The 21525-nt window shown below is 60.9% G+C and carries 22 protein-coding genes and 1 tRNA gene; 4 read left to right on the top strand and 19 right to left on the bottom strand.

The window, feature by feature from the left end; genetic code table 11:
• Positions 1-87 precede the first annotated feature (87 nt).
• The 5 genes from J3P73_RS10995 to J3P73_RS10975 all read right to left on the bottom strand — a co-directional run bounded on the left by J3P73_RS10995 (position 88) and on the right by J3P73_RS10975 (position 4294).
• Positions 88-507, bottom strand: coding sequence for a nuclear transport factor 2 family protein (locus tag J3P73_RS10995; protein WP_018073392.1), 420 nt, complete (start codon positions 505-507; stop codon positions 88-90).
• 173 nt (positions 508-680) lie between these two features.
• Complete coding sequence (tig, locus tag J3P73_RS10990) at positions 681-2165, bottom strand: trigger factor (protein WP_018073391.1); 1485 nt, start codon at positions 2163-2165, stop codon at positions 681-683.
• Positions 2166-2365: 200 nt separating this feature from the next.
• Positions 2366-2450, bottom strand: a tRNA-Leu gene (locus J3P73_RS10985).
• A gap of 153 nt (positions 2451-2603) precedes the next feature.
• Positions 2604-3194 (bottom strand): GDYXXLXY domain-containing protein, encoded by a 591-nt coding sequence (locus J3P73_RS10980; RefSeq protein ID WP_207579961.1) that lies wholly within the window; start codon positions 3192-3194, stop codon positions 2604-2606.
• Entirely contained in the window at positions 3191-4294 is a 1104-nt protein-coding gene (locus J3P73_RS10975; protein ID WP_207579960.1) for a DUF2157 domain-containing protein, read from the bottom strand. The genes J3P73_RS10980 and J3P73_RS10975 overlap by 4 nt, the downstream gene beginning before the upstream one ends.
• An 869-nt stretch (positions 4295-5163) precedes the next feature.
• Between J3P73_RS10975 and J3P73_RS10970 the strand changes: the two genes are divergently transcribed.
• From J3P73_RS10970 to trmFO, 3 genes are all read left to right on the top strand, one after another.
• Entirely contained in the window at positions 5164-5310 is a 147-nt protein-coding gene (locus tag J3P73_RS10970) for a DUF1127 domain-containing protein (RefSeq protein ID WP_010067591.1), read from the top strand.
• Between the two features lie 294 nt (positions 5311-5604).
• Positions 5605-5748: a DUF1127 domain-containing protein gene (locus J3P73_RS10965; RefSeq protein ID WP_003539017.1), complete on the top strand. Its 144-nt coding sequence runs from the start codon at positions 5605-5607 to the stop codon at positions 5746-5748.
• A gap of 93 nt (positions 5749-5841) precedes the next feature.
• Complete coding sequence (gene trmFO / locus J3P73_RS10960) at positions 5842-7275, top strand: methylenetetrahydrofolate--tRNA-(uracil(54)-C(5))-methyltransferase (FADH(2)-oxidizing) TrmFO (protein WP_130688170.1); 1434 nt, start codon at positions 5842-5844, stop codon at positions 7273-7275.
• Between the two features lie 106 nt (positions 7276-7381).
• On the opposite strand, the gene J3P73_RS10955 is transcribed toward trmFO, so the two are convergent.
• The 5 genes from J3P73_RS10955 to yajC form a co-directional block, all read right to left on the bottom strand.
• Positions 7382-7849 (bottom strand): hypothetical protein, encoded by a 468-nt coding sequence (locus J3P73_RS10955; protein WP_024320662.1) that lies wholly within the window; start codon positions 7847-7849, stop codon positions 7382-7384.
• A 71-nt stretch (positions 7850-7920) separates the two neighbouring features.
• Complete coding sequence (locus tag J3P73_RS10950) at positions 7921-8778, bottom strand: phytoene/squalene synthase family protein (protein WP_130664475.1); 858 nt, start codon at positions 8776-8778, stop codon at positions 7921-7923.
• Positions 8779-8780: 2 nt separating this feature from the next.
• The gene (locus tag J3P73_RS10945; RefSeq protein ID WP_130664474.1) at positions 8781-9167 is read right to left on the bottom strand and encodes an Mth938-like domain-containing protein; all 387 of its coding nucleotides are present in this window, start codon (positions 9165-9167) and stop codon (positions 8781-8783) included.
• A 4-nt stretch (positions 9168-9171) separates the two neighbouring features.
• Positions 9172-11712 (bottom strand): protein translocase subunit SecDF, encoded by a 2541-nt coding sequence (secDF, locus tag J3P73_RS10940; protein ID WP_207579959.1) that lies wholly within the window; start codon positions 11710-11712, stop codon positions 9172-9174.
• Positions 11713-11757: 45 nt separating this feature from the next.
• A complete protein-coding gene (yajC, locus tag J3P73_RS10935) occupies positions 11758-12105 on the bottom strand; it encodes a preprotein translocase subunit YajC (RefSeq protein ID WP_003558894.1) in 348 nt (115 codons plus the stop codon).
• Positions 12106-12311: 206 nt separating this feature from the next.
• Between yajC and J3P73_RS10930 the strand changes: the two genes are divergently transcribed.
• A complete protein-coding gene (locus J3P73_RS10930; protein WP_018073382.1) occupies positions 12312-13184 on the top strand; it encodes an ATP-binding protein in 873 nt (290 codons plus the stop codon).
• A gap of 248 nt (positions 13185-13432) precedes the next feature.
• Here the strand turns inward: J3P73_RS10930 and J3P73_RS10925 are convergent, their stop codons facing one another.
• The 9 genes from J3P73_RS10925 to J3P73_RS10885 form a co-directional block, all read right to left on the bottom strand.
• The gene (locus tag J3P73_RS10925) at positions 13433-15037 is read right to left on the bottom strand and encodes a M23 family metallopeptidase (RefSeq protein WP_075223925.1); all 1605 of its coding nucleotides are present in this window, start codon (positions 15035-15037) and stop codon (positions 13433-13435) included.
• 241 nt (positions 15038-15278) lie between these two features.
• Positions 15279-15932, bottom strand: a complete 654-nt coding sequence (locus J3P73_RS10920; RefSeq protein ID WP_075223926.1) for a protein-L-isoaspartate(D-aspartate) O-methyltransferase — start codon at positions 15930-15932, stop codon at positions 15279-15281.
• Complete coding sequence (surE, locus tag J3P73_RS10915; RefSeq protein ID WP_207579958.1) at positions 15929-16702, bottom strand: 5'/3'-nucleotidase SurE; 774 nt, start codon at positions 16700-16702, stop codon at positions 15929-15931. Before surE ends, J3P73_RS10920 begins: the two co-directional genes overlap by 4 nt.
• Before the next feature lie 4 nt (positions 16703-16706).
• On the bottom strand, positions 16707-17990 hold the full coding sequence (gene serS, locus J3P73_RS10910; RefSeq protein ID WP_024320657.1) for a serine--tRNA ligase: 1284 nt from the start codon (positions 17988-17990) through the stop codon (positions 16707-16709).
• 101 nt (positions 17991-18091) lie between these two features.
• Positions 18092-18919 carry a twin-arginine translocase subunit TatC gene (tatC, locus tag J3P73_RS10905; protein WP_003558883.1) on the bottom strand — a complete coding sequence of 276 codons (828 nt, stop codon included), beginning with the start codon at positions 18917-18919 and terminating at the stop codon, positions 18092-18094.
• The gene (gene tatB / locus J3P73_RS10900; protein ID WP_018073377.1) at positions 18916-19527 is read right to left on the bottom strand and encodes a Sec-independent protein translocase protein TatB; all 612 of its coding nucleotides are present in this window, start codon (positions 19525-19527) and stop codon (positions 18916-18918) included. Before tatB ends, tatC begins: the two co-directional genes overlap by 4 nt.
• Positions 19528-19578: 51 nt before the next feature.
• Positions 19579-19770 (bottom strand): twin-arginine translocase TatA/TatE family subunit, encoded by a 192-nt coding sequence (locus J3P73_RS10895; RefSeq protein ID WP_018073376.1) that lies wholly within the window; start codon positions 19768-19770, stop codon positions 19579-19581.
• Positions 19771-19951: 181 nt separating this feature from the next.
• Complete coding sequence (gene scpB / locus J3P73_RS10890; RefSeq protein ID WP_130655277.1) at positions 19952-20668, bottom strand: SMC-Scp complex subunit ScpB; 717 nt, start codon at positions 20666-20668, stop codon at positions 19952-19954.
• Complete coding sequence (locus J3P73_RS10885) at positions 20665-21522, bottom strand: segregation and condensation protein A (RefSeq protein WP_024320655.1); 858 nt, start codon at positions 21520-21522, stop codon at positions 20665-20667. The genes scpB and J3P73_RS10885 overlap by 4 nt, the downstream gene beginning before the upstream one ends.
• Between the last annotated feature and the right edge of the window lie 3 nt (positions 21523-21525).

Below are 21525 nucleotides of genomic sequence, written 5' to 3'. Positions count from 1 at the left end.
CCGAAAACGTGGGCGGCATCAAACTCTAAAGCGCGTCGCATGAATCAACTTTGACAACGCTTCGAAGGCTCCGACCTTGGTGGCCGTTTAAGCGACTTGGATCATCTTGGCCGTCTCGGCCACTTGCAGCGTGTCGACAAATTCGACGATCTTGACCAGTTTCCCATCCCGGATATGGATCTTGTCGATGAATTCCGTATGGAAGCTCACGCCCGATGGGATGTGCCTGACCTCGCCTTCACGGTGTGCAAAGACCATATGCTCATCCTCGTCCACATAGATAGCTGTCCTGATATTCGATAGATCCCATACTGTGATAAGCTGCGTTATCGCTTGGCGAAAAGCATGCCCGCTTGATTCAGTCGAAAAAGGCGCCAGCCGTGTATTGCCGACCATGCGAAAGGTGCAACCCTCGCCGATCAGCGCCAGGGTAGCTTCGACATCGCCGCGGTCACGCACGGCATACATTTCTTCCACCAGCTTCTTCATGTCATGCTTTGCAGTCATTTTCAGGTCCTCCCCATCAGTAGAATCTGCATCGAATTATACTTTATTGCAACTCTTTGTTGTTCCTGGTGAATAAACACAAAGGAGTAGGCGGCGAGAATGAACTGCCCTGGATAATAGAAAAAGGCCCCGCACGATGGCGAGGCCTTCCAAACTTCTGAACTGAAAAGCGATTATTCGGCGCTTTCGTCAGCCGCCTTCTTCTTCGGAGCAGCCTTCTTCTTCGGTGCGGCTTCTTCGCCTTCACCAGCGTCAGCTGCTTCGGCCTTGGCGGCAGCCTTCTTCTTCGGCGCGGCCTTCTTGGTCTCGGCCTTGGCTTCGCCTTCTTCCTCGGCGAGCAGTTCTTCCTTGGTCACCTTCTTGTCGGTGACGTCGATTTCGGTCAGCAGGTGATCGATGACCTTCTCTTCGAAGATCGGCGCGCGGATCGAAGCGGCGGCACCCGGCTGGCTGCGGAAGAATTCGAGGATCTGCTTTTCCTGGCCCGGATACTGGCGCAGCTGATCGTAGATGGCGCGCTGCATCTCGTCTTCGCTGACTTCGACGCCGGCCTTTTCGCCGATTTCGGAGAGAACGAGGCCGAGGCGGACGCGGCGCTCGGCGAGCGTCTTGTATTCCTCGCGAGCCTTCTCCTCGGTCGTGTCTTCGTCCTCGAAGGTCTTGCCGGATTGGGCGAGATCGTTGTTCACCTGGCTCCAGATGCCGTTATATTCGGCGTCAACCAGCGAGTTCGGGGTCTCGAACTTGTACATCTCGTCCAGCTGGTCGAGGATCTGACGCTTCAGCTTCTGGCGGGTCAGCGAACCGTACTGCGATTCGATCTGGCCACGGACGATCTCCTTCAGGCGGTCAGCCGATTCGATGCCGAGCTTGGAAGCGAGTTCATCGTTGATCTCGACAGCGGCAGGTGCCGCGACATCCTTGACAGTGACGTCGAAGGTCGCTTCCTTGCCGGCGAGGTTCTTGGCCGGATAGTCGGCCGGGAAGGTCACGGTGATGGTCTTCTCGGCGCCGGCCTTGACGCCGACGAGCTGATCTTCGAAGCCCGGGATGAAGCGGCCGGAGCCGAGCACGAGTTCGGCGCCCTGGTCGGTGCCGCCTTCGAAGGCTTCGCCGTCGACCTTGCCGACGTAATCCATGGTGATGCGGTCGCCGTCTGCGGCCTTGCCGGTCTTGGTCTCGTAAGCGCGGGCGCTTTCGGCGACCTTCAGGACCTGCTCGTTGACTTCGTCGTCCGAGATGTCGATGACTTCGCGCGTGACCTTGATGCCCTTAACCGACTTCAGTTCGATCGGCGGCAGCACTTCATAGGAGAGCGTGAATTCGAAATCCTGCTCGGCAGCGAGGATCTTGTCGGCTTCGTCCTTGTCTTCCGTCATGGCGATTTCCGGCTGCGTGGCCGATTTCTCGCCGCGGCTGGACAGGATGGCGGCCGGCTGCTCGCGGACGATCTCGTTGACGAGGTCGGCCATGATCGACTTGCCGTAGACCTTCTTGAGGTGCGCAGCGGGGACCTTGCCCGGACGGAAGCCGTTGATGCGAACCTTGTCCTTCACATCGGCAAGACGCTCATTCATCTTGTCTTGCATGTCCTTGGCCGGGATAACGACCTTGATTTCGCGCTTCAGCCCTTCAGCGAGCGTTTCGATAACCTGCATGTCTTCCTACCTTCATTTCGTGGCGGCCGTGCCCAGACGCCGTTCGTTTCGATGAGCACGACGCCGGCGATCCTGCCGCGCGTGGCTTTTCCCAATTCCTGTATCATTCCGCCCAAAGGGGAACGGCACTCGCGGGCTATTCGGGACAACTCTCGGCTGCCCTAAGCCAACCGATTTCAGTCTCCCGCCTGCAAACAGCTTGGTGCGGGTAGAGAGACTTGAACTCCCACGCCTTGCGGCACCAGAACCTAAATCTGGCGTGTCTACCAATTTCACCATACCCGCGTTCACAAAACCGCATGCCTATGCCTGCGCATGAGGCCTTCCGGAGCGCGGCGTCTCTATATCACCCGATTTGGTCGAGGCAAAGGAAAAATGAACGGCAAATGACAGCGGACTTGCGGCCCTGGAGCCGCCTTCCTCCGAAGTGCCGCCGGATCAGTAAAGCGGCTCGTCGTAAACCGGCTTGCCGTCAACGAGAAGGCTGCGAATCTGTGCGCTTCCATCAGGCGAGACACGCACTGCGATGGCGACGTCGCCGTCATTGCGGGCCTCCTCGATCGGCTTGCCCTCACCTTCAGGAACGTAGTAGCGCTCGATGCCGTATTCGACACGCATGCTGTCGCCGGCGGCAAGTCCGCCACTATAAAATGGCTGGCTGCGCAGGATCACGGTCTCCGGCTGCGGAGGCAGTTCGTGAAAGGACGATTCGATCACCGTCCAGAAACCGTCCTCCTGCTTCTTCAACCGGACCCATAGCACGCGTTCGCCTGGCTCGGCCGGAATGCCGCCGGAAACCGTCTGCACCGGCACAGAGGAAATGTCGTAGTTCAAGACGACATAATCGCCGCGCAGGAAATCACGCGGATCGACGGGCGCCGTCTTCAGCAGCACTTCAGCGCCATCACTGAGGATCGACGCCCGGCTCTGGATGATTGTGCCGAGGATCAAGGTCTGCAGACCGGCGACGATGATCGCCGAAAGCAGATAGCCCTTGCCGGATTGCAGCTTTGCCAGGAACGAGGTCATGCGCCCTCCCCCTGTGCATTCGCCGAAAAACGCTGCTCGAGGCGGATGACGATCCAGGCGACTAGTGCCACCACGAGACCGGAGAAGAGGAAGAGGCTCGACGTGCCGAGGATCGAGCCGACGGTAACGGAGGCGAGATAGAGCATCTCCGCGGCAAAGGTCGTATAGGCGAGATAACGCACCGCGCCGTTATCCCTGCCATACAGGGCGATCGCCAGCACAGAAGCGGCAAGTGTCGCCACTCCGAGCACCACCAGCCGCCAGCCGTCCTCGATCTCGATATGCAACAGAAGCAAGCCGATCCCGGCGACAAGGAAGCTGTAGAAGGCCGGGGCCGCACCGGCGCTCCTGACCAAGGAGGCAATAGGCCGAAGCGGCAACGCCGTCAGCACGAAGGCCGCCATGCCACCGATCGCGAAGGCAAGCGCCACGGCGATCTCCTCATAAAGAGTATAGAGCCAGGCGAGCCAGCCGATCAGCAGCAGATAGGCGAGATGGCGGGCCCGCTCGGCGCCGGTATAACGCACCAACGCGATGACGATTACCGCCATGAGAGGCGCCATCCAGGGATCGAACCCTATCCAATGCGTGTCGTGGTTCTCAAGATAGACGGCAAACGACGCCCAGGAGAGGAAGCCCGCGACGACGGCCACTGCGCCCGAACGGAACAGGATCGCCGAGATCGTCGCGATGGCGAACCAGAGATACATCACCGTCTGTTCGTCGCCGGAGAGATGATACATCTGCCCGACCAGCGAGATGGCGCCGCCGAAGCTCATCGCGCCGATGACCAGCAACCCGCCTGCCGCCGCCGTCGCACCGCGGGCGAGCAGCCGGGCAGCGGCGATGTGCACCACCCAGATCAGGGCAAGGATGACGCCGACGCGCACGAGGCGCGGGATGGCCTCCCAATTGGAGGCGACGACCAGCAGAATGGCAGCGGCAAGCAGCACCGCCGCCAGCGCCATCAACACCCTGCCGAGGCTGAAACTTGCCGGGCGGCTGTCATATTCGGCGAGAAGCGCACCTGCCGTTTCCTGCCCGAGCAGGCCCTTGCCCACCCAGAGCGAAAGATCCCGCTCCAACCTGCCGCGATACATGCTCTACCTCTTATTTCCGAAACGCCGACTGCGGCCTGCGGCCCACGCCGTTATAGACGCAGGACCGGTGTTCGCAAACGCTCTGCAACAAATATACAAGTTCCTCACTGGTCTAAATAGTACCGAGTGTTAACCAGCCGCTAACGCCAGAAGCGCTAATATAAGTCTATGGACGGAGAGATATGCGTATTTCGCATATCCGGCATGAATTTATTGCACTGCACAATATTGATTAGTCATACTATTGATCAACGCATCGAAGCACGGGGATGGCACCCCGGCCCGGCTTGGCCGGAGGCCCGCGGATGCTTTGTCCGTGACGAGATTCGCAGCCGCGCACTCCTCCTCCCAGCGCGCTGCGATAGACTGGCAACACTCCTCCTCCCAGTTGTCAGTCACCATAACGCGCCCGCCGGATCCTCCCCCGGCGGGCGTCTTTGTTTAGCCAAAGCTTCATTAAAGCCTTGGCGGTGAGAGGATTTTCGTCGGATGGCGCCGCCATGCCACATTGCCGTCACGCCGCCCCACCAACCCCGCGACGGGATGGGCGGCTTCTGATCCGAAGCGGAACGCCTCGTTGTAGCAGAAGGACGGGCGGAACTGGCGGAGGGAGCAGCGTTTTTCCGCAGTGATCCCCCATTCGCCTCTCCAAATCGAATTGCTTTCTCAAAAGTCATTCTGCCTATTCATTGACCAAAAAACGGTAAGTCTGCGTCAAATACCCTTTGAGCATTGCAAGCTTCGCATAGGTGATCTGAAAACTTGTCTGTTTTAGTCTTTCGCGTCGCAACATATATTCCAGTCATCAAATAGAGGTCAGCGCCGATCGGTGGCTGCTGGCAGATCAAACCCTCGGAAAGGGGCTTAACATGAACTTCTCTCGCTCTTTCAATAACTGGCGCAAGTATCGTCAGACCGTCACGGAACTCGGCCGCATGACCAACCGCGAATTGCACGATCTCGGCATCGACCGTTCGGACATCCATCGCGTTGCCCGCGAGGCTTCTTCCCGCTAATTCAAGGCGATCGCTGCTCCTCCCAAGCGCGATTGTTCTCGATCGAAACGCCCGCTGTACCCACAGCGGGCGTTTTCTTTTGTCTGCGCGTGGTGGCCGCGGAGGTTGCATGTTTTCCCGCTTGTTTAGCCCGCTCAAAAAATATTCACCGCCTAATTGTCGAGCATCATAGTGCACAATTGCATGGCAGACGCCTTTTATTTGCACTGCACAATCGGACGGTTCTCGCCTATATAAACGTCAACCGCAGAGAGACAGGCGATCCCGCCGTCCCGCGGGCATAGGAAGAAGAAAATGAACCCGATCCGCATTGCAAGAAGCTGGCTCAGCTACCGTCGTACGCTCAATGAACTCGGCGGCCTTTCGAACCAGACCCTGTCCGATATCGGCGTTAGCCGCTACGACATCCGGAATATCGCATCCCGCTCGTTCCGCTAATAGCGAGTACGATGCTTCCAAGACGGCGCCCCAGGGCGCCGTTTTTGATTCCGGGGTGTTGGATCGCACCTGCCGACATGATATCAGCCCGGAATGAACACGATCTCCTCCTATTCCCCTATCCACGTCGTCGGCGGCGGGCTTGCCGGTTCGGAAGCCGCCTGGCAGATCGCCAGTTCCGGCGTTCCGGTCATTCTGCATGAAATGCGCGGGGTGCGCGGCACTGATGCGCACAAGACCGACGGTCTTGCCGAACTCGTCTGCTCCAATTCCTTCCGGTCCGACGATGCGACCAGCAATGCCGTCGGCGTCATCCATGCCGAGATGCGCATGGCGGGTTCGCTGATCATGGCCGCTGCCGATCGGTGCCAGGTACCGGCCGGCGGTGCGCTCGCCGTCGATCGCGATGGCTTCTCCGAGGCGGTGACCAAAGCGGTCCATGACCACCCGCTCATCACCGTCGTGCGTGAAGAGGTCACCGGCCTGCCGCCGAAGGACTGGGATCTTGCCATAGTCGCCACCGGACCGCTGACGGCGCCGACGCTCGCGAGCGCCATCCAGGCGGAAACCGGCGAGGATTCGCTTGCCTTCTTCGACGCCATCGCGCCGATCGTCTACCGCGAGAGCATCGACATGGATATCTGCTGGTATCAGTCGCGCTACGACAAGGTCGGGCCTGGCGGCACCGGCAAGGATTACATCAACTGCCCGATGGACGAGGCACAGTACAATGCCTTCGTCGACGCGCTGATATCAGGCGACACGGTCGGTTTCAAGGAATGGGAGGGCACGCCTTATTTCGACGGCTGCCTGCCAATCGAGGTGATGGCCGAACGCGGCCGCGAGACACTGCGCCACGGACCGATGAAGCCGATGGGGCTAACGAACGCGCATAACCCGACAGTCAAGGCCTATGCGGTCGTGCAACTGCGGCAGGACAATGCACTCGGCACGCTCTACAACATGGTCGGCTTCCAGACGAAGCTGAAATATGGCACGCAGGCAGAAATCTTCCGGATGATCCCTGGTCTGGAAAATGCGGAATTTGCCCGTCTCGGCGGCCTGCACCGCAATACCTATATCAACTCCCCCACCCTGCTCGACCGGTCACTGACGCTGAAATCGCGGCCCGGCCTGCGTTTTGCCGGCCAGATCACCGGCTGTGAGGGTTATGTGGAGAGTGCCAGCGTCGGGCTGATGGCCGGGCGTTTCGCCGCCGCCGAACGCAAGGGCGAGGCGATCTCGCTACCGCCGCCGACGACCGCGCTCGGCTCGCTGCTCGGTCATATCACTGGCGGGCACCTCGTCACCGACGAGGAGCCGGGCAAACGATCGTTCCAGCCGATGAACATCAATTTCGGGCTGTTTCCGGAGCTCCAGCCGGGCTCGATCGTCAAGCCCGAAGGCGTCAAGCGCTTCCGCGGCAAGGACAAGACGATTATGAAGCGGCAGCTGATCGCACGCCGCGCGCTTGCCGACTGCGCCGCCTGGCTCGGTCAAGAATCGACGCTTGCCGAAAGCGCCTGACCGGCGTTTTCAAGCACGTCGTATCGAACCGGCTCATGCGACCCGCTTGAAGTCTTTGCCTTTATGCATGTCGCCCAAACCGCTGCACAGTATTGGGCGACATGCATTACTGCTTATTCGCCGCCGAAATATTGCCGGTCGGCAGGTCCTTATCCGGCTCGGCGATATAATTGCCGAGCAGCCAGAGCGAAACCTCCGAGGCTTCCTTGGCGGAAGCGAATTCGAAATCAGCGTTGTGATAGGGTGCATCGAGGAAGTCGACCACCAGTCCCCGGCCCGTTTCCGAGCCGACGACGCGCACCCGACCCGGCTCGATCAGATGGCAGGCGAAATGGCGCGACATGTTGCGCATGAAGCCCGCCTTGTTGTCATGCAGGCGCACGAAGACGGCCTGACCGTTTTCCGTCGCCTGCAATTGACGGATCGCCTCGTTCGGAAAGGCGCGACCGAATTCGATGATGGCGAGGCCCGTGTCATGCAGGCCGTCTTCCTTGTTCTGCGCGGCCATGCGCGTTGCCACAAAAGCAATGAAAATGACGATGGCGAAAAGAACGCACCAGACGATAATGCCCACGCCGAGTCTCCGTTCAAAGGGTAGCGGTGGAAGCCTTGTAACGCGCGAGACTTGCGCGAATTTGACCGATATCAGATTTTCCGGCGGGTTGCTGCCAGTCCCATTCGCAGCTGGCGGCGCCATTGCGGCGGCTGCAGTGGTCGGTCGAACAGCAAGGCGCCTCGCTTCTGTGCCTTGACGAGCACCGGTTCGGCAAGCGTCGCCGGCAGAAAGGCTGGAAAGACGGCCGGCGCAATCGGCCCCGCCGCTCTCGCCTTCACCAGATGTTCGCGACCAAGACCGGCGAAGGCCTCGATGGCAGCAGAGATGCGCGGCCTGTCTTCGCCGGCAAGGAAGGCATCGCGGTCGAGACCGGTGGCGGAAAGGATCTGCAGCGGAATATAGACCTGGCCGCGGCGGCGATGCAGCGACATCAGCAGCAGCAATCCGGCGACCGCCTGGGCGACGCCGGCATGGCCGGCGGCGTCGGCCGATCGTGCGGCTTCCTCCGGCGAAAGCACCAGGCTTGCGAGCTGGATCAGGGCCGATGCCGTTTCACCGGCATAGCCTTCAAGCGAAAGACGTGTCTCCATCGGATCGTCATAGAGATCGAAGGTGCGGGCCTCGATCATGTCGATCAGCGTCTTACGCGGCAGGCGGTGCGTTTCGATCGCGGTCAGAAGGGCTGCGGCAACGGGATTGGCCGCTGTCGAGCCGTGTGCACTGCCTTCCAGAAGATCGTGCCAATATTGCAGCCGCACCTCGCCGGGCAACGGCTCGTGCACGAGATCACGGATGCGGGCAAGCTCGGCATTGAAGGCATAAAGAGCTGCAAGCGCGCCGCGCTTTGCCTCCGGCGACAGCAGACAGGCGAGATAGCGGTCGCGATCGCTGTCACGCAGCATCGCCAGGCAGATCTCCTGGTTCGTCGCAATATGCGCTTCAGTCATCGTCAGACCGCAATCAACGCCGCGGCGACGGCACGTTGCTCAGCGAGCATGATATTGAAGGTGCGCACCGCCGCTCCGGTGCTCATCGGATCGGAGGAAATGCCGCGCGATTTCAGCGCCAGCTTCAATTCCTCGGGCAGGCGGCGAAGCTCGGTACCGGTGCCGACGAGCAGAACCTCGATGTCGGCCGCCTCATCCAGCACCCGGCGGAAATTTTCAGGCGACAGCGGTTTCGACATATCCATGTCCCAGCCATGAATGCCGGACGGCAGGCAAAGGATCGAGCCGCGATGCGACATGTCGGCAAAGCGAAAGCCGCCATTGCCGTAAGCGTCGATCGGAGCACGCCCGGGGAAATGCGCGGCGCGGACTTCTATGCCTTTTGCCATGTTTTCAAACCACCGTGCCGGATCTTACACCAGCATCCGTCTTGTTGCTCTCTTCCCCGTCGGGAGCCTCCGGCCGCAGCCGGAAGACGATCAAGACAGGAGCGGCGATATAGATCGAAGAGAAGGTGCCGAGAGCGACGCCGAAGAGCATCGCAAAGGTGAAGGAGCGGATGACTTCGCCCCCGAAGAGAAAGAGCGCGAGCAAGGCGATCAGCGTCGTCGCTGCGGTCAGAATGGTGCGTGATAGCGTCTGATTGATCGAGGCATCGATCAGGATCGGCAGCGGCATCTTCTTGTATCGCTTGAGATTCTCGCGCATTCGGTCATAGACCACGACCGTGTCGTTTAGGGAATAACCGACGATCGTCAGCACGGCGGCGATGCTCGTCATGTTGAACTCGATGCCGGTGAGGACGAAGAGACCGAGCATGATGATGACGTCGTGCAGCGTTGCGACGATGGCGCCGACGGCAAATTGCCATTCGAAGCGGATCCAGATGTAGATCAGGATCGCCGCAAGTGCTGCAAGCACACCGAGCGTCGCCATCATCGTCAATTCGCCCGAGATGGCGGGGCCGACGACGTCGACGCGACGAAAATCATAATCTTCCTGGAGCTCACCGCGCACCAGCGTCGCCGCCGACTGCTCGGCATTCTCGCCGCCGCCTTGGGAAGCGATGCGGATCCGCGCGTTCGACGGCCCGCCCGTGCGCTCGACACTGACATCGCCGAGATTGAGATCATTGAGGCGCGAGTGGAGATCGGCGATGTCGGCATTGCCCTGCTTCGCCGTTACCTCGATGAGCGAGCCGCCGGAGAAATCGATGCCGAGATGCAGGCCGACGGTGGCAAAGGCGGCCATGGCGATCAGCGAGATGACCGCCGACGCCGTAAAGACATAGCGGCGGATTCCCATGAAGCGGATATTGGCGTGCTCGAAAAGATGGGTCAGGACGCTCTTCGGCAGATGCCGGGGATGGCGCGCGCTCAGCCAGACGGCAACGATCGAGCGCGTCAGCGTGAAAGCCGTGAAAACGGTCGTCAGGATGCCGACCGCCAGCGTCACCGCGAAACCGCGGATGGATTCGCTGCCAAGGAAAAAGAGGATGATGGCGGCGATGAAGATCGTCACATTCGCGTCGACGATCGTTGAAAATGCGCGCGAGAAACCGCGGCCGACGGCCTCCGCAAAGAAATGGGTGGTTTTTTCCTCTTCGCGGATGCGCTCGTAGATCAGTACGTTCGAATCGACGGCCATGCCGACGATCAGCACGATGCCGGCAATCCCGGGCAAGGTGAGCGTCGCACCGACAAGACTGAGCACCGCGATGATGAGGATCAGGTTGAGGAAGAGCGAGACGACGGCGATGATGCCGAGAATACGATAGAGGGCGATCATCAGTGCTGCGACCAGCACAACGGCGACAAGGCCAGCAATGAGACCGTTGAAGATGGAATCGGCGCCGAATCTCGGGCTGACGCTGCGTTCCTCAACGCTCGTCAGCGTCGCCGGCAAGGCGCCGGCGCGCAGCATGATCGCAAGGTCGCGGACGCCGTCCTCGGAGAAGTTTGCCGAAATCCGGCCTTCGCCGCCGGTGATCGCCGCATCGATGACCGGTGACGACATGACCTGGTCGTCGAAGACGATGGCAAGGTGCTTGCCGATATTCTGTTCCGTCGCCTGCGCCAGCCGCTGCGTGCCTTCCGCATCGAGACGGTAGGCAATCGAGGTCTCCTGCGTCTGCGGATCGACGATGGGCTCGATATCGACCATGTTGCTGCCGGTGACGAAAGCCGTGCGGTCGACGAGATAGGGAATCGGCGGATCGTCGAGGGAATAAAGGACTTGCGACGTTGCAGGCCAGCGGCCGTTCAGCGCCTCCTGCCCCGACATGCTTTCGTCGATCAGATGAAAGGAAAGCTTGGCGGGCTGGTTCAGGATGTTCTTCAGCCGCTCGGCGTCGACCGATCCCAGCACCTGCAGGACGATGCGGTCGGCGCCATCAGGGCGAACGAGGAAATTTTCATAGCCGAATCCGGCGATGCGGCGGCCAACGATATCGAGCGACCGGCTCCGGGCGGAGGCGACGTCAGCGGTAATGCCGGCGTCGGAAATCTGCAGTGAGAGTTGCCCCTCCTCGCCCTGCTGCAGCGCGACCTCAGATCCGGAATGTCCACCAGCCGTCGCCAAAGGCTTCAGGAGATCGACCGCCGCCTTTATCTGGGCCGGATCGGTGATGCGGACGGTGACGGTCTGATCATTGCCGGTCAGCCCGGTATAGCGGATGCTGGCACCGCGCAGCGCGTTACGCACGTTGGCGACCAGCTCCTCCAGGCGGTCCTTGACGACATCGGAACGCTCGACCTTCAGAACGATATGCGAGCCGCCCTGCAGGTCGAGACCGAGCGTCAAGCGGTCGTGCCCCAACCAGTCCGGCAGGGAGGATCGCTGCGCCTCAGTCAGCAGATTGGGCGCAGCGATGACGATGGCCGCAAACGCGACCAGCCAAATCAGAAGTGTTTTCCAGCGGGAAAAATGCAACATTCTCTCGACGATCTTCCGATCCGGCGGTCCTGCCGTTATCGCTTGTTACGCCGCGTCGGCCTTGACCGGTTCACCCTTGACGCGAATTTCGGAGATGCCGCTGCGGACGATGCGCACACGCACGCCATCAGCAATCTCGACTTCAACTTCCTTTTCGTCAACGACCTTGGTGACCTTGCCGACGAGACCGCCGCCGGTGACGACCTGGTCGCCGCGACGGATCGCCTTCAGGGTTTCCTCACGCTTTTTTGCCTGTGCGCGCTGCGGACGGATCAGCAGGAAGTACCAGACGACCATCAGCGGCACGAACAGGATGATCATTTCGAAACCGGAGCCGCCGAATCCCGTTGCGGTATCGGTCGCACTCTGGGCGAATGCCGGGGTGATGAACATGCTAAACTCCTCAGGCTTGGGCGGCGGAACTCCGCCTCTCTTTTCAGGTTGCCGGACTATAGTTACGGCTTCGATGAATGCAACAGAAACAGCCGGAAACAGTACCGATTCCGCTGCCTCATAACCTTTCCGCCGTCAAAACGCCATGCTACCCGGCATCGAAAGATCAAAGCGGATTGCCGCAGTGAGAAATCAGGAGGCCACCGATGACCGAGGAAATCAACACAGCCCTGCTTGCCCAGCTGAGACGGCTCGCAGACGCCGTCGAACGTCTTGCAGGACCGGCACCCGCCTTCAACGACTGGGACGCTGCCGACTGTTTCGTCTGGGCGCCATTGCGCCAGCATCTGCAGCCGGTCAAGAGGCCAAACCGGGTAGCGTTGACGCTCATCCGCGGCGTCGATCATGTGCGCGATATCCTGCATGAGAATACGGTGCGTTTCGCCGAGGGGTATGCCGCCAACAATGTGCTGCTCTGGGGCGCGCGCGGCATGGGCAAATCCTCGCTGGTCAAGGCCGTCCACGAAGATGTCAGGCGCGAAAGCAGCATCTTGCTGAAGCTGGTCGAAGTCCATCGCGAGGATATCGCCAGCCTTCCCCATCTGCTCGACCTCCTGAAGGACACGCCGTACCGCGTGATCGTCTTCTGCGACGATCTTTCCTTCGATCACGACGACACCGCCTACAAGTCGCTGAAGGCAGCACTCGACGGCGGCGTCGAAGGGCGGCCGGACAATGTGCTCTTCTACGCCACCTCCAACCGGCGCCATCTCCTGCCGCGCCACATGATGGAAAACGAGCAGTCGACGGCGATCAATCCATCGGAGGCGGTCGAGGAGAAGGTTTCGCTTTCCGACCGCTTCGGCCTCTGGCTCGGCTTCCACAAATGCAGCCAGGAGGATTATCTCGGCATGATCGACGGCTATGCCGATCACTTCAAGCTCGGGCTCGAACGCGACAAGATGCATGCCGAGGCGCTGGAATGGGCAACGACCCGCGGCGCGCGCTCCGGCCGCGTCGCCTGGCAATATATCCAAGACCTGGCCGGACGCATGCGCGTTCACATCGACCGGGGCTAGAGCATTTTCGTTTTCTTCGAAACATGGAAATGCTCTATCTCTTTGTTTTTACGCAATTCCGGGCGCAAGAACCGCTGCACACTTTTGCCGGAATTGCTCTAAAGCGCGTCGCATCAATCCGAATTCACGCGACGCGTTTTAGGCCTTTGTCGTTTATCCCAAAACCGCTCCGCACTTTTGCGCGACATGCATTAAATGACAAAAGCCCGGCTGGTGGCCGGGCTTTTGCGCTTCCTGGTACGCAGTACCTATTCCAGGAAAGTCATCGGGTTGACCGGGGACGCGTCCTTGCGCACCTCGAAATGGACCTGCGGCTGCTTGACGTCGCCGCTCATGCCGGAGACGGCGACGGTCTGGCCGCGCTGGATCTTCTGGCCGCGGGTGACGCTCAGCGTATCGGCGTTGCCGTAGACGGTGACAGTGCCGTCGTCGTGACGGACGAGAACGGTGTTGCCGAGTTCCTTCAGGCCGTTGCCGGCATAAATGACGACGCCGTTTTCAGCGGCCTTGATCGGCGTGCCCTGCGGTACCGAGATGTCGATGCCGTCATTGCGGTTGCCGTTGACGTTGGCGCCGTATGAAGCAATGACCTGACCGCGCACCGGCCAACGGTATTTGCCGATGCCGGTCGATTCCGGTGCGGCGGAGCTGACGTCCGACTTCTTCTCGGCATCGTCGACGGTCTGGGTGGCGGCCGGCGCCTTATAGGGCGCGGGCTGAACGGAAGCCGTCTGCTGGGCAGCTGCCGGCTGGGTCGGCTTCTGATCGACCTTCTCGGCCGGGATCGAGGCGGTCTTGATATTATCGGCGGTGCCGTTCGGGATCTTGAGGGCCTGACCGATGCGGAGCGAGTTGGCCGAAAGATTATTAGCGGCCTTGAGGTCGTCGACATTGCTGCCAGTCGCCTTGGCAATCTTTGCCAGGGAATCGCCTTGCTTGACGACATAGCTGCCCGCAGGCGCCTTCGGATCCTTGCCGGCGCCGGCGGGAAGTTTGCCGGTGATATCGGCACTCGCCAGCGTCTTGTCGCGGGCGGAATTGGCGCCCGGAATGACGGCAACGTTCTGCTCAGGCGCCTTCGGCGCATCCGGCATCTTGCCGGGCTTGGAAAGGTCAGCCGCCTGCGATGCCGCCTTGGCGGCATTGCCGCCGTTGAATGTCGGGATCAGGATCGCCTGGCCGGGCTGGGCGGCAGATGCCGTCTTCAGAGCATTGACGCGCAGAATTTCCTTTTCCGGTACGCCAAAACGCCTGGAGAGGGTGGCGATGCTTTCACCCGGACGCAGCGTCACCGACGGAGCGTTGGTGGCGGACCAGCCGGAAACCTTCGGCGTCGTGCCGGTCGTCAGCGTATCGGGCGTCATCTTCGGCGCAGCCGGCGCGACCAATCGGGGCTTTTCAGCCTGCGGCGCAGACGGGAAAGGTTGGGCGAGCGCAACTTCCTTTTCCCGCTGCCGGGAGGGGGCAACAGCCGTCGGCGCGGCCAGATCGGAACGCTGCACCGAGACCGGCGCCGAAGCGAGACGCGCGCTCGAGCTCGACGTGCGGGTCGGATCGTAACCCTGGCGTGCGGGATAAGGCTGGTTCAGCGCGTCATTGCCGCCGCCGTAGCCCGACTGGCTGGCAACGGCCGAACCGCCGAGATCGGCGCGCGGCACCGGATCGCCCTGAGAACCGTTCATATTCCTGCGCGGAATGGAACTTGTAGTGATCTGGTCCTGCCCGGAGGAGGAAAACAAGCCGCCAAACCGTGTCACATCGGAACTGCAGCCCGTTGCGGCACTTGCCAGCAGGCAAACAACCAGAAGATTACCGGCCGACTTCCCGAACTTTGGCGAAAGACTGAAACTCATGACTCGACCCACTGAGAACGCAACCATTTGTGAGTCTATTAAAACGCGTTAGTATTACCACGCGGTTAAGATGCTGGAATCAGTGCGATATTTTTGAGAAGTTGATAACCATAGCTTACGGGTGAAAAATCGCAGTGTGCCGAGCATGATGCCAAAAAGCCTTAGCGGCTTTCGCACAACCTCATACTCTGTCTTTTTGATGGTCGGATTTCAGGCCGATGCGGCCGGAAATCATCCACATCTACAGCAGCGAGGCAAGGCGCGGAACTATCGGTAGATATGGAGCGTCGAACAGTTCCTCGCGTTCGAAACGGCTGCCGGTTTTCGTCAGCCGCACCATCCGGCATTCGTTCTCGGAGATCATCAGCGGCGCGATCATCGAGCCGCCGGAAACAAGCTGGTCGGTATAAAAGCGCGGCATCGCGTTGAAGGCGGCCGTCACCAGGATGCGATCGAAGGTGCCCTCACCCTGCATGCCGGCGCTGCCGTCGGCGTGGCGGATGATGACGCTGCGCAGGCCAAGCGATTCCATGCGCCGCTGCGCTGCCGTCGTCAGCGTCTTGTAGCGGTCGATGGACAGGACACGCTCGGCCATGCGGCCCATGACGGCGGCGGTAAAGCCGCTTCCGGTGCCGATCTCCAGGACGCGCTGGCCGGGCTTGAGCTTCAGGTGATGCAGGATGCGGACGGCAAAATCGATGCCTTCGAGAAATGAGCCGCATTCGATCGGGATCGTCCGGCTCGAATAGGCGTCGTCGGCAAATTGCGACGGTACAAACTGTGAGCGCTGCGTCTGCTCGACCGCCGTCAGCAGATCGAGGTCGGAGATGCCTTCGGCACGCAATCTAAGGACGAGCGCAGCAAAGCCCTCCTTCTCCGCCAGTCTTGCCGTCAAACTTGTGCTCCGTATCCCAAGGCCCGCGCCACGCGGTCCGTCACGGAATAATCGGTCAGATCCAGTTTCAAAGGCGTTACCGAAATCTTATTATGCTTCAGCGCGTGAATATCGGTGCCTTCGATGAAGGCGCCGGCGCGTTCGCCAAACTTCAGCCAGTAGTAAGGAAACCCCCGGCCGTCAGAGCGGGCGTCGACCTGCAGATTGAAGGCCAGCTTGCCCTGCATGGTCACCTCGGCGCCATCGACTTCGTCGGGACGGCAGTTCGGGAAGTTGAGATTGAGGAACGTACCCTCCGGCAGGTCCAGGACCATCAGCTTTTCCAGAAGAGCCGGGGCATGCGTCTCACAGACCTCCCAGGGCACGATGCGCGCGCCGTCCTCAGAGAGATAGGCCTGGCTCAGCGCGAAGGAGCGCACGCCCTGCATGGTGCCCTCGATGGCGCCGGCAATCGTGCCGGAATAGGTCACGTCGTCGGCAACGTTCGAGCCTGAATTGACGCCGGACAGGACAAGGTCCGGTTTGATGTCCATCACCTGCCTGATGCCCATGATGACGCAATCGGTCGGCGTGCCGCGCAGGGCGAAATGCTTCTCGGAAATCTTGCGCAGCCGCAGAGGTTCGGAGAGGCTCAGCGAATGGGCAAGACCGCTCTGGTCGGTCTCGGGCGCCACGATCCAGACATCGTCGGACAGCGTGCGCGCGATCCGCTCCAGCGCAGCAAGGCCTTCGGCGTGAATGCCGTCGTCATTCGTAAGCAGGATGCGCATCGCCTCAGGCCGCCCGTTCGATCTTGGTCAATCCGCCCATATAAGGCAGCAAAACGTCCGGAATCGTGACGGAACCGTCCTCATTCAGATAATTTTCGAGGACTGCGATCAGGCAACGGCCGACGGCCGTGCCGGAACCGTTCAGCGTGTGGACGAACCTGTTGCTCTTATCTTCCTTGCCGCGGTACCGCGCATTCATTCGGCGACCCTGAAAATCGCCGCAGACCGAGCAGGAGGAGATTTCACGGAAGGCATTCTGCCCCGGCAGCCAGACTTCTAGATCGTAGGTCTTGCGCGAGCCGAAGCCCATGTCGCCGGTGCAAAGCGTCATGGTGCGGAAATGCAAGCCGAGGCGTTTCAGCACTTCCTCGGCGCAGGCGGTCATGCGTTCATGCTCGGCAACGGCGCTCTCGGCATCGGTGATCGAAACGAGCTCGCATTTCCAGAACTGATGCTGGCGCAGCATGCCGCGCGTATCGCGGCCGGCGGAGCCCGCTTCCGAGCGGAAGGACGGCGTCAGCGCTGTGAAGCGAAGCGGCAGCTTCTCCTGATCGAGGATTTCCTCGCGCACCAGATTGGTCAGCGTCACTTCAGCCGTCGGAATCAACCAGCGGCCGTCCGTCGTCCTGAAGAGATCCTCGGCGAATTTCGGCAGCTGGGCGGTGCCATAAACGGCCTCGTCGCGCACCATCAGTGGCGAGCTGACTTCGGTATAGCCGTGCTCGCTGGTGTGGAGATCGATCATGAACTGGCCGAGCGCGCGCTCGAGCTTGGCGAGCGGCCCGGTCAGAACCGTGAAGCGCGAGCCGGAAAGCTTGGCGGCGCGCTCGAAATCCATATAACCGAGCGCCTCGCCGATTTCGAAGTGCTCCTTCGGCGCGTGGTTCCAGCGCGGCTTTTCACCGACGGTGCGGGTGACGACATTGTCATGCTCGTCCTTACCCACAGGAACGTCGTCGAAGGGGATGTTCGGGATGCGCGAGAGCGCGTCGTTGAGCTCGGCCGTCAGTTGCCGGTCTTCTTCCTCGACCGCCGGCAGCAGAGTTTTGAATTCGGCGACCTCGGCTTTCAGCTTCTCGGCAAGTTCGCTATTCTTCTGGGCCATCGCCGCGCCAATCTCCTTGGAGGCGATGTTGCGGCGAGACAGCAAGTCCTGCGCCTTCTGCACGGCGGAGCGGCGCTTTTCATCGAGGGCAACGAGGCTTTGGGCCAGAGGCTCCGCACCGCGCTTGGCAAGGGCGGCATCGAGCGCTTCGGGATTCTCACGGATCCATTTGATATCGAGCATCGTCGTTCCAGGTCGTTGCAACAGAGATGACCCGGCCAAAGCCTGATCGGGCCTCGACCGGATGTGAAACGGCGTTCACAAAGGGGGATTGGGATCGCCGCTCAGACGCTGTCCGTCTTGGCAACGTCCGCGGATCCGGTGTCCTTTTCGACCGCCTGCCGGGCACGCTGGCGCTCCACGAGTCGCGCCGCATAGATGGAAATCTCGTAGAGAAGGATCGTCGGTATCGCAAGGCCGATCTGGGACATCGGGTCCGGAGGCGTCAGCACGGCGGCAACGACGAAGGCGAGGACGATGGCAAACTTGCGCTTTTCGGCGAGCCATTGCGACGTCAAAAGACCGACACGGGCGAGCAGCGTGGTGACGACGGGAAGCTGGAAGACGAGGCCGAAGGAGAAGACCAGCGTCATGATCAGGCTCAGATATTCCGAGACCTTCGGCATCAGCGAGATCGCTATTTCGTCATGACCCGGCGCCTGCTGCATCGACAGGAAGAACCACATGACCATCGGCGTGAAGAAGAAATAGACGAGCGCGCCGCCCATCAGGAACAGGACCGGCGAGGCGATCAGGAACGGCAGGAAAGCCTGGCGCTCATTCTTGTAGAGACCGGGTGCCACGAACTTGTAGACCTGCGCGGCAATGATCGGGAACGCGACCACAAGGCCGCCGAACATCGCCACCTTGACCTGCGTGAAGAAGAATTCCTGCGGTGCGGTGTAGATGAGCTGGGCTTTCTCGACGTCGAGATGCGCCCACACGACGGCTGTCTTGTAGGGAATGACCAGATAGTTGAAGAGATGCTTGGCAAAAAAGAAGCATGCGATGAAGGCGACGAAAAACGCGCCGATCGACCACATCAGCCGCGTGCGCAGCTCCATCAGGTGCTCGATCAACGGCTGCGGCTTGTCTTCGATGTCACCGCTCATGCCTCGTCCTTCTTCGTCTGCGCCGGCTTCTTCGGCGTTGCAGGCTTCTTGACTGCCGTCGTGCGTTTCGGTTTTTCCGCAGGTACGGCAACGGCAGCCACAGCATCGACCTTGTCGGCAGCCTTGACGCGCGGCTTGCGCACGGCCTTCGGCTTGGCGGCAACCGTATCGGCTTGCACAATCGCTGCGGCGACGGGTTCCGACGCCGCAGGTGTCGCTACCAATGGCGGCGTTTCCGGCAAGCTCATCGAAGGCGTCGGGGCTGCGACAGCATCTGGAGGCACCTCGGTCTTGTTTTCCGTGACTGTGGTCGCCTTCTGCAGGTCGGCCTTGATCTCGTTGCCCATCTGGCGGAGCGGGTTCATCGCCTCGCGCAGGCTGTTGACCGGGTTGAGCTTCTGGGCGTCGCTGATCGTCTGGCGGACATCGTCAAGCTCGGCTTCGCGCAACGCTTCATCGAACTGCGCACGGAAATCACCCGCAACCTTGCGGGCGCGCTGCGTCATCTTGCCGAAAGCGCGCAGCATCGGCGGCAAATCCTTGGGACCGACGACCACGATCAGTACGACCGCGATGACCAAAAGCTCGGTCCAGCCAATATCGAACATGCAAGGCTCCTGGACGGGAAGCGCGGGGGCTGCGCTTTTTCCCGGACTTGGTTACTTCGTTTCGTCGGCCTTGTGATCGACGGTCTTTGCCGTGTCGGGCGCGTCTTCGTCCGTCATGCCCTTCTTGAAGCTTTTGATGCCCTTGGCGACATCGCCCATCAGTTCCGGAATCTTGCCGCGACCGAACAACAACAGCACGACGGCCAGAACGATCAGCCAGTGGTAGATACCAAAAGAACCCATTACGCTTACTCCCTGTTGTGATGTTCCCTAATGTAAGAATTTCCCACACCGTTTCCAACATCAAGCCCTTTGAACTGCGCTTAATGTCACGGTATCGCCCTTTATGACAAGCCATTGACCCACCGAAAAGTGCTGGCTCCATTGTTTTCGCCATGCATGGCAAAAGCAAGACGCAAGCCCCTCAATCTTCAGAGGTGCCGCGTGGCGCCAGCAACCCCAGTTCCTCGAGGTCCATCTGGGTGATCGGGTCTTCGTCCTCGGTCAGTTCGTCGTTCATCAACGGCGAGGGAATATTGAAGTTCGCCGGAATGCGGCCCGACAGCAAGCCCGCTCCCTTCAACTCTTCGAGACCGGGCAGGTCACGCAGCTCTTCGAGACCGAAATGGTCGAGGAAATCGCGTGTCGTGCCCAATGTCACCGGCCGGCCCGGTGTACGCCGGCGGCCACGAAACCGCACCCAGCCGGCTTCCATCAGCACGTCGAGCGTGCCGCGCGAGGTCTGGACGCCTCGGATATCCTCGATTTCAGCACGCGTCACCGGCTGGTGATAGGCGATGATCGCCAGCACTTCCAGTGCGGCGCGCGAAAGCTTCTTCACCTCATTGTCATCACGACGGATGACGAAGGACAGGTCGGCGGCGGTGCGGAAGGCCCAGGCGCCTTCGACCTGCACGAGATTGACGCCCCGCGGCGCATATTGCTCCTTCAGGCGCAGCATGATCCCGTGCACGTCGGTCTTCTCGGGCAGGCGCTCAGCGAGGAAGCCCTCGGAGACCGGCTGCGAGGAGGCGAAGACCAGCGCCTCGGCGATGCGCTCAGCCTCGATCTCGGCCTGCAGGTCGCGGCCCCGGTCTTCGAAATTGCCTTCGAATTCCTCTTCGCTCCTCGGATCGATCAAGCCGGCTGCTCCTGTTCGACCACCTGCAGCGTGGCATGTTTCGGACCGCGGCGCATGTATATCGGCTGAAAGGCGCCGTCCTGGCGGATTTCGAGCTTGCCCTCGCGCACCAGCTCCAGCGAGGCGGCAAAGGCGCTGGCGATTGCCGTGACGCGTTCCTCGGGCGCGGCGAGATAACGCAGCAGATAATGCTCCATCGCCGTCCAGTCACCGATCTCGCCGATCATCTGGGTCAGCAGCTCGCGGGCATCGGTCAGCGACCAGACGGTGCGACGCTCGATCGTCACCTGGGTGACGGCATGGCGCTGGCGCAGCGCCGCATAGGCGGTCAGGAGATCGTAGAGGCTCGCCGCATAAGCGGATTGCTGCCGGTCGGGAATATGCTCAGGCGCGCCGCGCACGAAGATATCGCGGCCGAGGCGGTTGCGGTTGACGAGGCCGTCTGCCGCCTGTCGCATAGCTTCGAGACGTTTCAGGCGGAAGGCGAGTGTTGCCGCCAGCTCCTCGCCGGAAGGGCCGTCATCCTTGGCCTGCTGGGGAATGAGCAGTTTCGACTTGAGATAGGCAAGCCAGGCTGCCATGACGAGGTAATCGGCGGCAAGCTCGATGCGGATACGCCGGGCGCTTTCGATGAACAGCAGATATTGCTCGGCGAGCGCCAGCACCGAAATGCGCGACAGGTCGACCTTCTGGTTGCGGGCGAGATAGAGCAACAGGTCAAGCGGGCCTTCGAAGCCGGCGACGTCGATCACCAGCGCCGGCTCGTGGCTGGCGCGCTCGGCACCGTTATCCTGCCACAACTTGTCCATTGGCGTTGCCGCCCGCGGACGTTCCGTCCCCTTGACCGTGCTCACCTA

The organism is Rhizobium ruizarguesonis, assembly GCF_017357285.1.
Classification (GTDB): domain Bacteria; phylum Pseudomonadota; class Alphaproteobacteria; order Rhizobiales; family Rhizobiaceae; genus Rhizobium; species Rhizobium ruizarguesonis.
The sequence above is the reverse complement of the archived record's forward strand: the minus strand, read 5'-3'. Positions and strand labels throughout refer to the sequence as shown.